Origin of the sequence: Streptomyces sp. R28, from assembly GCF_041052385.1 — a bacterium.
Taxonomy (GTDB): domain Bacteria; phylum Actinomycetota; class Actinomycetes; order Streptomycetales; family Streptomycetaceae; genus Streptomyces.
In genome coordinates this window covers 1,925,815-1,938,468 of sequence record NZ_CP163439.1, presented here as the reverse complement: position 1 = coordinate 1,938,468, position 12,654 = coordinate 1,925,815, and the positions used below count along the sequence as shown (strand labels likewise).

At 70.1% G+C, this 12,654-nt stretch carries 11 protein-coding genes and 1 pseudogene; all 12 read left to right on the top strand.

From position 1 onward, the window contains the following. Positions 1–7: 7 nt before the first annotated feature. The 12 genes and pseudogenes from AB5J49_RS08675 (at position 8) to efp (ending at position 12,652) form a co-directional block, all read left to right on the top strand. A complete protein-coding gene (locus tag AB5J49_RS08675; RefSeq protein WP_369167942.1) occupies positions 8–352 on the top strand; it encodes a hypothetical protein in 345 nt (114 codons plus the stop codon). After that, entirely contained in the window at positions 352–3,024 is a 2,673-nt protein-coding gene (alaS, locus tag AB5J49_RS08670; protein WP_369167941.1) for an alanine--tRNA ligase, read from the top strand. The genes AB5J49_RS08675 and alaS overlap by 1 nt, the downstream gene beginning before the upstream one ends. 35 nt (positions 3,025–3,059) lie before the next feature. Continuing rightward, on the top strand, positions 3,060–3,524 hold the full coding sequence (ruvX, locus tag AB5J49_RS08665; RefSeq protein ID WP_369175082.1) for a Holliday junction resolvase RuvX: 465 nt from the start codon (positions 3,060–3,062) through the stop codon (positions 3,522–3,524). 124 nt (positions 3,525–3,648) lie between these two features. Further along, positions 3,649–5,352 carry an endolytic transglycosylase MltG gene (mltG, locus tag AB5J49_RS08660; RefSeq protein WP_369167940.1) on the top strand — a complete coding sequence of 568 codons (1,704 nt, stop codon included), beginning with the start codon at positions 3,649–3,651 and terminating at the stop codon, positions 5,350–5,352. 41 nt (positions 5,353–5,393) lie between these two features. Next, positions 5,394–6,233 carry a shikimate dehydrogenase gene (locus tag AB5J49_RS08655; RefSeq protein ID WP_369167939.1) on the top strand — a complete coding sequence of 280 codons (840 nt, stop codon included), beginning with the start codon at positions 5,394–5,396 and terminating at the stop codon, positions 6,231–6,233. 51 nt (positions 6,234–6,284) lie between these two features. Then, complete coding sequence (locus AB5J49_RS08650) at positions 6,285–6,626, top strand: hypothetical protein (protein WP_369167938.1); 342 nt, start codon at positions 6,285–6,287, stop codon at positions 6,624–6,626. A 182-nt stretch (positions 6,627–6,808) separates the two neighbouring features. Next, complete coding sequence (aroC, locus tag AB5J49_RS08645) at positions 6,809–7,993, top strand: chorismate synthase (protein ID WP_369167937.1); 1,185 nt, start codon at positions 6,809–6,811, stop codon at positions 7,991–7,993. Beyond that, a pseudogene (locus AB5J49_RS08640) lies at positions 7,990–8,427 on the top strand (shikimate kinase); the annotation flags it as partial. The gene aroC and the pseudogene AB5J49_RS08640, both read left to right, overlap by 4 nt. A 117-nt stretch (positions 8,428–8,544) precedes the next feature. Next, a complete protein-coding gene (aroB, locus tag AB5J49_RS08635; protein ID WP_369175081.1) occupies positions 8,545–9,636 on the top strand; it encodes a 3-dehydroquinate synthase in 1,092 nt (363 codons plus the stop codon). A gap of 199 nt (positions 9,637–9,835) precedes the next feature. Continuing rightward, positions 9,836–10,738 carry a Pro-rich N-terminal domain-containing protein gene (locus AB5J49_RS08630; RefSeq protein WP_369167936.1) on the top strand — a complete coding sequence of 301 codons (903 nt, stop codon included), beginning with the start codon at positions 9,836–9,838 and terminating at the stop codon, positions 10,736–10,738. 189 nt (positions 10,739–10,927) lie between these two features. Further along, the gene (locus AB5J49_RS08625; protein WP_369167935.1) at positions 10,928–12,034 is read left to right on the top strand and encodes an aminopeptidase P family protein; all 1,107 of its coding nucleotides are present in this window, start codon (positions 10,928–10,930) and stop codon (positions 12,032–12,034) included. 51 nt (positions 12,035–12,085) lie between these two features. Beyond that, a complete protein-coding gene (gene efp, locus AB5J49_RS08620; RefSeq protein WP_062722568.1) occupies positions 12,086–12,652 on the top strand; it encodes an elongation factor P in 567 nt (188 codons plus the stop codon). Positions 12,653–12,654 lie beyond the last annotated feature (2 nt).

The window sequence follows — 12,654 nt, the reverse complement described above, 5'->3', positions numbered from 1 at the left end:
ACCCAGCATGTTCCGCCGTACGTTCTGGTTCAGCACGGGCGTCGCCGCCGGTGTGTGGGCCACCACCAAGGTCAACCGGAAGCTGAAGCAGCTGACCCCCGAGAGCCTCGCCGCGACCGCGGCGAACAAGGCGCTCGAGGCCGGTCACCGGCTCAAGGACCGCGCGGTGGGCTTCGCGCTCGACGTCCGCGACAACATGGCCCAGCGGGAGGAAGAGCTGGGGGACGCCCTGGGCATCAACACCGACCCCGAGCTCCCCGCACCCCGGCGCATCGCCGCCATCGAGAACCGCACCAACCCGAAGTACGTCGACAGGACGACGTACTCGAACAACCGGAATGAGGACCACTGATGGAGTCGGCCGAGATTCGCCGCCGCTGGCTGAGCTTCTTCGAGGAGCGCGGGCACACCGTCGTCCCTTCGGCGTCGCTCATCGCGGACGACCCGACTCTGCTCCTCGTCCCGGCCGGCATGGTGCCCTTCAAGCCCTACTTCCTGGGTGAGGTCAAGCCGCCCTTCGCGCGCGCCACCAGCGTGCAGAAGTGCGTGCGCACGCCCGACATCGAAGAGGTCGGCAAGACCACCCGCCACGGCACGTTCTTCCAGATGTGCGGCAACTTCTCCTTCGGCGACTACTTCAAGGAAGGCGCCATCAAGTACGCCTGGGAGCTGCTCACCAGCCCCCAGGACAAGGGTGGTTACGGCCTGGAGCCGGAGAAGCTCTGGATCACCGTCTACAAGGACGACGACGAAGCCGAGCGCATCTGGCACGAGGTCGTCGGCGTGCCCAAGGAGCGCATCCAGCGCCTCGGCATGAAGGACAACTACTGGTCCATGGGCGTCCCCGGCCCCTGTGGCCCCTGTTCCGAGATCAACTACGACCGCGGCCCCGAGTTCGGCGTCGAGGGCGGCCCCGCCGTCAACGACGAGCGGTACGTGGAGATCTGGAACCTCGTCTTCATGCAGTACGAGCGCGGCGCGGGCGTCGGCAAGGACAACTTCGAGATCCTCGGCGAACTGCCCAGCAAGAACATCGACACGGGCCTGGGCCTCGAGCGTCTCGCCATGATTCTGCAGGGCGTGCAGAACATGTACGAGATCGACACCTCCATGGCCGTCATCAAGAAGGCCACCGAGCTGACCGGTGTCGCGTACGGCGACGCCCACGGCTCGGACGTCTCCCTGCGCGTGGTCACCGACCACATGCGTACGTCGGTGATGCTCATCGGCGACGGCGTCACCCCCGGCAACGAGGGCCGCGGTTACGTGCTGCGCCGCATCATGCGTCGCGCGATCCGCAACATGCGTCTGCTCGGCGCCACCGGTCCGGTCGTCAAGGACCTGATCGACGTCGTCATCGGCATGATGGGCCAGCAGTACCCCGAGCTCGTCACCGACCGCGAGCGCATCGAGAAGGTCGCCGTCGCCGAGGAGAACGCCTTCCTCAAGACGCTGAAGGCCGGCACCAACATCCTCGACACCGCCGTCTCCGAGACCAAGGCCTCCGGCTCCGCGGTCCTGCCCGGCGACAAGGCGTTCCTGCTCCACGACACCTGGGGCTTCCCGATCGACCTCACCCTGGAGATGGCCGCCGAGCAGGGGCTGTCCGTGGACGAGGACGGTTTCCGCCGCCTGATGAAGGAGCAGCGGGAGCGCGCCAAGGCCGACGCCCAGGCCAAGAAGACCGGCCACGCCGGTGCCGGCGCCTACCGGGAGATCGCCGACAAGGTCGGTGAGACCGACTTCATCGGGTACAGCGACACCGAGGGCGAGTCCACGATCGTCGGCATCCTCGTCGACGGCGCCTCCTCCCCGGCCGCCACCGAGGGCGACGAGGTCGAGATCGTGCTCGACCGCACCCCGTTCTACGCCGAGGGCGGCGGTCAGATCGGCGACACCGGCCGCATCAAGGTCGACACCGGTGCCGTCATCGAGATCCGCGACTGCCAGAAGCCGGTCCCCGGCGTGTACGTCCACAAGGGCGTCGTCCAGGTCGGCGAGGTGACGGTCGGTGCCAAGGCCCACGCCTCCATCGACTCGCTCCGCCGCAGGGCCATCGCCCGCGCCCACTCGGCCACCCACCTCACCCACCAGGCCCTGCGCGACGCCCTCGGCCCGACGGCCGCGCAGGCCGGTTCCGAGAACCAGCCCGGTCGCTTCCGCTTCGACTTCGGTTCCCCGTCCGCCGTTCCGACGGCCGTGATGACCGACGTCGAGCAGAAGATCAACGAGGTCCTCGCCCGCGACCTCGACGTCCGCGCCGACGTCATGGGCATCGACGAGGCCAAGAAGCAGGGCGCCATCGCCGAGTTCGGCGAGAAGTACGGCGAGCGCGTCCGTGTCGTGACCATCGGCGACTTCTCCAAGGAGCTGTGCGGCGGCACGCACGTGCACAACACCGCCCAGCTGGGCCTGGTGAAGCTGCTCGGCGAGTCGTCGATCGGCTCCGGTGTGCGCCGTATCGAGGCGCTCGTCGGCGTCGACGCCTACAACTTCCTCGCCCGTGAGCACACCGTCGTCGCCCAGCTCCAGGAGCTGATCAAGGGTCGCCCGGAGGAGCTCCCGGAGAAGGTCTCCGCCATGCTCGGCAAGTTGAAGGACGCCGAGAAGGAGATCGAGAAGTTCCGTGCCGAGAAGGTCCTGCAGGCCGCGGCCGGTCTCGCCGGGTCCGCCAAGGACATCCACGGGATCGCCGTCGTCACCGGTCAGGTCCCGGACGGCACCACGCCGGACGACCTGCGCAAGCTGGTCCTCGACGTACGCGGCCGTATCCAGGGCGGACGCGCCGCCGTGGTCGCCCTGTTCACGGTGAACAACGGCAAGCCGCTCACCGTCATCGCCACCAACGAGCCCGCCCGCGAGCGTGGCCTCAAGGCCGGCGACCTGGTCCGTACGGCTGCCAAGACCCTCGGCGGCGGCGGTGGCGGCAAGCCGGACGTCGCCCAGGGCGGCGGTCAGAACCCGGCCGCCGTCGGCGAGGCCGTCGAGGCCGTCGAACGCCTCGTGGCGGAATCGGCCAAGTGAGCGCCGAGACACAGGCGAGCGGCGACGGCCGGGGCATGCGCCGCGGCCGTCGCTTGGCGATCGACGTCGGTGACGCCCGCATCGGGGTCGCCTCGTGCGACCCCGACGGGATCCTCGCCACCCCGGTGGAGACGGTCCCGGGCCGGGACATCCCGGCAGCCCACCGCCGCCTCGGGCAACTCGTCGAGGAGTACGAGCCGATCGAGGTCGTCGTCGGTCTCCCTCGCTCCCTCAAGGGGGGCGAGGGCCCGGCCGCGGTCAAGGTCAGGGGCTTCGCCCAGGAACTGGCACGCATGATCGCGCCCGTACCGGTCAGGCTCGTGGACGAGCGGATGACGACCGTGACGGCCAGTCAGGGACTGCGCGCCTCGGGCGTGAAGTCGAAGAAGGGCCGGTCCGTGATCGACCAGGCAGCCGCTGTGATCATCTTGCAGCAGGCGCTCGAATCCGAACGGGTGTCAGGTAAAGCTCCCGGAGAGGGCGTCGAAGTGGTCATCTGATCGCGATACGGTAACGTTCCGCGCGATGCGCCGGTTTTCGAACAGCCGACGCACAAAAAGAGGCGGGACGGGAGCCGGATCTACACCAGCCGCGTGACCGCCGCCTCGCGGCTCTAGGGGATCGATGACTGAGTATGGCCGGGGCCCTGGCTCCGAACCGTGGCATCCCGAGGACCCGTTGTTCGGGGACGGCGGATGGGAAGGGCAGCAGGCCCACACGGGCCAGCAGGCTGCCTACGGCGGCCAGCCGCAGCACTATCCGGAGCAGCCGCAGCACTACGGCGACTGGGGCAACGGCCAGCAGGACGCATACGGTCATGCGCAGCAGTACCAGCAGCAGGGTCAGCAGTACCCGGAGCAGGGCCGGCAGTACCCGCATCCGTACGAACAGCAGCAGTACGCGGGCCAGGGGCAGCAGTCGTACGACAACAACAACGGCTGGGGCAACGGCACACACGCGCACGCTCAGTACCCCGACCCGTCGGACCCCTACGGGCAGCAGGCCGCGGCGTACGGCGGTGAGCAGCAGGACTACTACGGCACACCCGACGCGTACCCGCCGCCGGCGCCGCCGAGCCGGCGGCAAGCCGAGCCGGAGCCGCCCGAGACCGACTGGGATCCCGGCCCTGACCAGGGCGAACACGCCTTCTTCGCCGGTGGCGGCGACGAGGACGAAGACAATGCCGACGACGAGTCGGGAGGCGGCCGCGGGCGCGGCGATCGCCGGGGCCGGGGCGGAAAGCCCAAGAAGCGGCGCAGCGGGATGTCTTGTCTGGTGGTCGGTCTGGTGTTCGGCGCAGGCGTGGCCGGAGTCGGATATTTCGGATACCAGTTTTACCAGGATCGTTTCGGCGCGGCGCCCGACTATGCGGGCGACGGCAACGGTGAGCAGGTCACCGTCGTCATCCCCAAGGGGGCGGGCGGATATGTCATCGGACAGAAGCTGAAGGCGGCCGACGTCATCCAGAGCGTCGACGCGTTCGTTTCCGCGCAGAACTCGAACCCTAACGGCAAATCGATCCAGGACGGCGTCTACACGCTGGAGAAGCAGATGTCGGCCGCGAGTGCGGTCGAATTGATGCTCAGCCCGGAGAGCCGCGACAACCTGATCATCGCCGAGGGGTCGCGCAACACCGCCGTCTACGCGCTGATCGACACGCGCCTCGGCGTAGCGGAGGGCACCACGGCGAGCGTCGCGAAGAAGAAGTACAAGGACCTCGGCCTGCCCGACTGGGCGCTGAACCACCCCGATCTGAAGGACCCGCTGGAAGGGTTCCTCTACCCCTCCAGCTACGCGGCCAGCAAGGGACAGAAGCCGGAAACCGTCCTGAAGGAGATGGTCGGCCGGGCCACGGAGAAGTACGAGGCGCTGGGCCTGGAGAAGAAGGCCGAGAGTCTGGGACTCGATGACCCCTGGCAGCTGCTCACGGTGGCGAGCCTGGCTCAGGCCGAAGGCACGAGCCACGACGACTTCCGCAAGATGGCCGAGGTCGTCTACAACCGCCTCAAGCCCGGGAATCCCGAGACCTACGGCTCTCTGGAGTTCGACTCCACGTACAACTACGTGAAGAACCAGAGCAAGATCGACCTGTCCATCGCCGAGCTGAGGCAGTACAACAACCCGTACAACACGTACTACGTCAAGGGGCTGCCGCCCGGTCCCATCGACAACCCCGGTGAAGAGGCGCTCAAGGGCGCGCTGAATCCGACGAAGCAAGGCTGGTACTACTTCATCTCGCTGGACGGAAAGACCAGCAAGTTCACCAAGACGCTCGCGGAGCACGACAAGCTGGTCCAGCAGTTCAACGCGTCGCGGAACAAGGACTGACGTCGGACAGCGAAGTTTCCACAGGTTCAAGGACAGGTTCCATGACAGCACGGGCAACTGACGCCCGCCGGGCCGCCGTGCTCGGTTCGCCCATCGCCCACTCCCTCTCCCCGGCGCTGCACCGGGCCGCGTACCAGGAGCTGGGGCTCGTGGACTGGTCCTACGACCGGTTCGAGATCGACGAGGCGGCTCTGCCCAAGTTCTTCGCGGAACTCGGGCCGGAGTGGGCCGGGCTGTCGCTGACCATGCCGCTCAAGCGGGCCGTCCTTCCGCTGCTCGACGAGATCAGCGAGACGGCGGCCTCGGTCGAGGCGGTCAACACGGTCGTCTTCGCCGAGGACGGCCGCCGCGTCGGCGACAACACCGACATCCCCGGGATGGTCGCCGCGCTGCGGGAGCGCGGCATCGAACAGGTCGACTCGGCTGCGATCCTCGGCGCCGGCGCCACGGCCTCCTCCGCGCTGGCCGCCCTCGCGCGCATCTGCACCGGTGAGGTCGTGGTGTACGTACGCAGCGAGGCCCGCGCCGCCGAGATGCGGCAGTGGGGCGAGCGGCTCGACGTCGAGCTCCGTACGGCGGACTGGGCCGACGCGGACCGGGCGCTGCGCGCGCCGCTGGTGATCGCGACCACGCCGGCCGGTGCGACCGACGCCCTCGCCTCCGCCGTACCGGAGCGCCCCGCCACCTTGTTCGACGTGCTCTACGACCCCTGGCCGACCGCTCTCGCGGCTCGCTGGTCCATGTACGGCGGAGCCGTCGTCAGCGGGCTCGACCTGCTGGTCCACCAGGCGGTGCTCCAGGTGGAACAGATGACCGGCCGTGTACCGGGGCCCCTGGAGGCCGTGCGGCAAGCGGGCGAGCGCGCTCTCGCGGGGCGCTAGGATCCGCTGAGTTCCGCAGGGGGCGGAGCGGTCCGACGGGGAGTACGAGCCGTGTCCACTGATGTGTCGCTGGCGTCCGGCAAGGGCGAGATATTCGAGATCGTCCTGAAGTTCATGCCGGACTGGGTGCAGATCCCCGTGTTTGTCCTGATCGTGCTCCTCGTCCTCGGGTCATGGGTCTTCAAGCTGAAGCGCAAGATCGACCGTCGGCGTGCGACGCGTGACGGACAGGCCGTTCCCGCGGCGGCGCAGCACGGCCAGGGCAGGGGCTCCGACTACCTGGGGCCGTACGCTCCCCAGCAGGCGGTGCGGCCGCCGTCGCAGGAGCCGAGCGGTGCCGACTTCCTCGGCTCGTACGCTCCGCAACAGAGCCGGGGCAACGGCTCCGTGTGATCCTCCGGCGCACGGCGATGTCCATCCGCCGTCCGCTTGGTGGACCGGCGGCCGGGCACTCGGCCCGGACGTGGGAGGATCGAAGGTGGCGGGCCAGGGCCGCGCACTTGGTCGCGCCGTCGACGTACGCGAGGACACGCGTACGCAGGGCAGTACCAGGGCGCGAGCACTGAGGAGCACCGTTGAGCAGGTTGCGCTGGCTGACCGCGGGGGAGTCCCACGGTCCCGCACTCGTGGCGACGCTGGAGGGCCTTCCCGCCGGCGTGCCGATCACCACGGAGATGGTGGCGGACCACTTGGCCCGGCGCCGGCTCGGTTATGGACGCGGTGCGCGGATGAAGTTCGAGCGCGACGAGGTCACCTTCCTCGGCGGCGTCCGGCACGGCCTCACCCTCGGTTCCCCGGTCGCGATCATGGTGGGCAACACCGAGTGGCCGAAGTGGGAGCAGGTCATGGCGGCCGACCCGGTCGACCCGGAGATCCTCGCGGGCCTCGCCCGCAACGCGCCGCTGACCCGCCCGCGTCCCGGCCACGCCGACCTCGCCGGCATGCAGAAGTACGGCTTCGACGAGGCCCGGCCGATCCTGGAGCGCGCCTCGGCCCGTGAGACCGCCGCCCGCGTGGCGCTGGGCGCGGTGGCCCGGTCGTACATCAAGGAAACGGCCGGCATCGAGATCGTCAGCCATGTCGTCGAGCTGTGCTCCGTGAAGGCCCCACAGGGTGTGTACCCGACGCCGGCCGACGTCGAGAAGCTGGACGCCGACCCGCTGCGCTGCCTCGACGCCGACGCCTCGAAGGCGATGGTCGCGGAGGTCGACCAGGCCCACAAGGACGGCGACACCCTCGGCGGTGTCGTCGAGATCCTTGCCTACGGCGTGCCCGTCGGCCTCGGCTCGCACGTCCACTGGGACCGCAAGCTCGACGCCCGCCTCGCCGGCGCGCTCATGGGCATCCAGGCCATCAAGGGCGTCGAGCTCGGCGACGGCTTCGAGCTCGCGCGCGTCCCCGGGTCCAAGGCGCATGACGAGATCGTGAAGACGCCCGAGGGCATCCGCCGTGTCTCCGGCCGTTCCGGCGGCACCGAGGGCGGCCTGACCACCGGTGAGCTGCTGCGGGTCCGCGCCGCGATGAAGCCGATCGCGACCGTGCCGCGCGCCCTGCAGACGGTGGACGTCACCACCGGCGAGGCGACGCAGGCGCACCACCAGCGCTCCGACGTGTCCGCGGTCCCGGCCGCCGGCATCGTCGCCGAGGCCATGGTGGCCCTCGTGCTCGCGGACGCGGTGGCGGAGAAGTTCGGCGGCGACTCGGTCGCCGAGACCCGCCGCAACGTGACCTCGTACCTCGACAACCTCGCCATCCGATGAGCGGGCCGCTGGTCGTCCTCGTCGGCCCGATGGGGGTGGGCAAGTCCACCGTCGGGCAGCTGCTGGCCGAGCGGCTGGGGGTCACCTACCGGGACACCGACGACGACATCGTCGCCGAGCAGGGCCGGACCATCGCCGAGATCTTCGTCGACGAGGGTGAGCCCGCCTTCCGTGCCGTCGAGAAGGCGGCCGTGCACCGGGCGCTGGCGGGGCACGACGGTGTCCTCGCTCTCGGCGGCGGATCGATCCTGGACGCGGACACGCGCGCGCTGCTCGCGGGCCGGCGGGTCGTGTACCTGTCGATGGACGTCGAGGAGGCGGTCAAGCGGACCGGCCTGAACGCGGCCCGCCCGCTGCTGGCGGTCAACCCGCGCAAGCAGTGGCGCGAGCTGATGGAGGCACGCCGGCACCTGTACGAGGAGGTCGCCACGGCCGTCGTCGCGACCGATGACCGTACGCCCGAAGAGGTCACCGAAATCGCCCTGGACGCACTGGAGTTGAAGACTGCATCTCCCGGGGGCCAACCCCCGGGCCCCCGGCAGGAGGACGTCATGGCAGCGCCCGTTACGAGGATCCAGGTCGGCGGCACGGCGGGCAGTGAGCCGTACGAGGTTCTGGTGGGCCATCAACTCCTGGGCGAGCTCGGCGGGTTGATCGGCGGCAAGGCCAAGCGGGTGGCCGTCGTCCACCCGGAGGCGCTGGCCGGGACCGGCGAGGCGCTGCGGGCCGACCTGGCCGAGCAGGGCTATGAGGCCGTCGCGATCCAGGTGCCGAACGCGGAGGAGGCCAAGACCGCAGAGGTCGCCGCCTACTGCTGGAAGGCGCTCGGACAGTCCGGCTTCACCCGCTCCGACGTCGTGGTCGGCGTCGGTGGCGGCGCCACCACCGACCTCGCCGGGTTCGTGGCCGCGACCTGGCTGCGCGGGGTGCGCTGGGTCGCCGTCCCGACCACCGTGCTCGCCATGGTCGACGCCGCCGTCGGTGGCAAGACCGGCATCAACACCGCCGAGGGCAAGAACCTCGTGGGCGCCTTCCACCCGCCGGCCGGCGTGCTGTGCGACCTGGCCGCGCTGGAGTCCCTCCCGGTCAACGACTACGTCTCCGGTCTCGCGGAGATCATCAAGGCCGGTTTCATCGCCGACCCGGTGATCCTGGAACTGATCGAGGCCGACCCGCAGGCCGCGCGGACCCCCGCCGGCCCGCACACCGCCGAGCTGATCGAGCGCTCCATCCGGGTCAAGGCCGAGGTCGTCTCTTCGGACCTGAAGGAGTCGGGCCTGCGGGAGATCCTCAACTACGGCCACACGCTCGGCCATGCCATCGAGAAGAACGAGCGCTACAAGTGGCGGCACGGCGCGGCGGTCTCCGTCGGGATGCACTTCGCCGCCGAACTCGGCCGTCTCGCCGGGCGGTTGGACGAGGCGACGGCCGACCGCCACCGCACGATCCTCGAATCGGTCGGCCTGCCGCTGTACTACCGCCACGACCAGTGGCCCAAGCTGCTGGAGAACATGAAGGTCGACAAGAAGTCCCGCGGCAATCTGCTGCGCTTCATCGTCCTGGACGGCCTGGCCAAGCCCACCGTCCTGGAGGGCCCGGACCCGGCCGTCCTGCTCGCCGCGTACGGCGAGGTCGGCCAGTAAGTCCACCGAACCACCTTTCCGTCCGATTCGCCTGTGGCGATGGGCACTTCAGACCGCCCCCGGCCGTTCACCAAACGGCGGCCGGGGGCGGTACCGTTCGGATGGGGTCTCCCACGCCTTCCGGGTAGTGGGGGAGAGCGGGGTTCGTGCCCTGCTGCCAGCGCCAATGGCCATGGAAGACGAGACGGAGTGGCACCGGATGCAGCATGCAGTGGGTTCTCCGCTGCCGCCGCCCCACCAGCCGGGGCACGGCTGGTCGCCGGCCGCACAACACCCGGGTCAGCACCACCCGGGCGCGCCCCAGGGACCCGCCCCGCACCAGGGACCCGCTTCGCACCAGGGCTCCGCCCCCCACCAGGGATCGGTCCCCGTGCCCCCGCCGCCCCCGGCGCCGGGCTTCACATCCCCCGGACCGGTCCCGGCCGCGTCCCAGCATGTCCAGGCCCCGCCGACGCCCGACACCACGGGCCATGTGCCGCTGCCGCCCGGCTGCCCCGTCGCCATGCCGAGCACCCCGCCCGCGACGGCGGCCCCCGACCCGTCGGCCACGACTCTTGCGGTACTGCTCATCGGGCCCGCGGGAGCAGGCAAGACGAGCGTCGCCAAATACTGGGCGGACCACCGCCGGGTCCCCACGGCCCACATCAGCCTCGATGACGTACGCGAATGGGTCCGCTCCGGCTTCGCCGACCCTCAGTCCGGGTGGAACGACAACTCCGAGGCCCAGTACCGCCTCGCCCGCCGCACCTGCGGCTTCGCCGCGCGCAACTACCTGGCCAACGGCATCTCGTGCATCCTCGACGACGCGGTCTTCCCCGACCGGCCGGTGGTGGGCCTGGGCGGCTGGAAGCGCCACGTGGGCCCCGGCCTCCTGCCGGTCGTCCTGCTCCCCGGCCTGGAGATCGTCCTGGAGCGCAACGCCGAGCGCACGGGCAACCGCCGTCTCACCGACGAGGAGGTCGCTCGCATCCACGGCCGCATGGCGGGCTGGTACGGCTCGGGCCTGCCGATCATCGACAACTCCCAGCTGGACGTCCCTCAGACGGCACAGGTCCTCGACGACGTACTGGCCCGCTCCATCGCAAGCCCACCGAAGTGGTAGACGCCGGGGGCTGAGCCGACCTGAAGGGACGCGGGGAACTGCGCGACAAGCCCTCACCCACCGTTGGTCGGCACACAACCTCAAGCCGCACCCCCGTCCCCGGCCTGCCCTCCAACCCGCACAATCCGGCACCGCCCACTCAGACGCCCTCAACCGGCGCCAACCCGGCGGAGCTCTTACGCTCGGGTCATGTCAGAGGTGTACGCCACCCGCCGATCCCGGCTGAGGGACCGCTGCCAGGCCAGCGGCAGCGCCACCGCGCTGATCTCCCGCCCCGCCAACGTCCGCTACCTCGCGGGCGCCGCCCCCCAGGGCTCCGTGCTGCTCCTCGGCAAGACCGAAGACCTGCTCGTGTGCGCCGAACCGCCCGACGACCGCCCCACCGAGGGCCGTCCCGACGAGGCGCTGCGGATCCACAGCCTCCCCGGCGCCGGAGGCGACCCCGCCGTCGCCGCGGCCGACCTCGCGGCAGCGCAGGGCGGGGTCTCCCTCGCCGTGGAGGAACACCACCTCACGGTGGCCCGCCACAGGGCCATCCGCTCGGTCGTCCCGCGGCTGCGCCTCGCCGACCTCGGCGGAGCCGTGGAGCAGCTCCGGGTGGTCAAGGACGAGGAGGAGATCTCGTGCCTGAGGATCGGGGCCGAGATCGCCGACCAGGCACTCGGGGAGCTGCTCGAATCCATCCTCGTCGGCCGCACCGAACGCCACCTCGCCCTGGAGCTCGAACGGCGCCTGGTCGATCACGGCGCGGACGGCCCCGCCTTCCCGACCTCCGTCGCCACCGGCCCGAACGCCGGCCGACGTGCCCATCGGCCCACCGATCGCCGCGTCGAGGAGGGCGACTTCCTGTCCGTCTGCCTGGGCGCCACGTACCGCGGCTACCGGTGCGAGATCGGCCGTACCTTCGTCATCGGTACGTCCCCCGCCGACTGGCAGATCGAGCTCTACGACCTCGTTTTCGCCGCTCAGCGTGCCGGACGGGAGGCGCTGGCACCCGGCGCCGCGTACCGCGATGTTGACCGCGCCGCACGTCAGGTGCTGGACTCGGCGGGGTACGTCCAGGGGCTTCCGGCCCTGACGGGACACGGCGTGGGACTCGAAATCGACGAGGACCCGCAGTTGGGTCCCGCGGCCATGGGTAAACTGGACGCTTGCGTGCCGGTCACCGTCGAACCGGGGGTCCACCTCCCGGGCCGGGGCGGCGTCCGGATCGATGACACGCTCGTCGTCCGCCCTGAGGCGGACGGCGGACCCGAGCTACTCACCATCACGACCAAGGAGCTGCTCGCCCTCTAGGAAGGTGCGTGCGCCGGGGTCGTCCACGTCAGTCCAGGAGATTCCGCAACCGTGGCTTCCACGAACGACCTCAAGAACGGCATGGTGCTCAAGCTCGAAGGCGGCCAGCTCTGGTCCGTCGTCGAGTTCCAGCACGTCAAGCCCGGCAAGGGCCCGGCCTTCGTGCGCACCAAGCTCAAGAACGTGCTCTCCGGGAAGGTCGTCGACAAGACCTTCAACGCCGGCGTGAAGGTCGAGACGGCCACCGTCGACAAGCGCGACATGCAGTTCTCGTACATGGACGGCGAGTACTTCGTCTTCATGGACATGGAGACCTACGACCAGCTCATGGTCGACCGCAAGGCCGTCGGCGACGCCGCCAACTTCCTGATCGAGGGCTTCACCGCCACCGTCGCGCAGCACGAGGGCGAGGTGCTCTTCGTCGAGCTGCCGGCCGCCGTCGAGCTCGTCATCCAGGAGACCGAGCCGGGTGTCCAGGGCGACCGCTCCACCGGCGGCACCAAGCCCGCCACCCTGGAGACCGGTCACCAGATCAACGTCCCGCTCTTCATCACCACCGGTGAGAAGATCAAGGTCGACACCCGCACCAGCGACTACCTCGGCCGGGTGAACAGCTAACC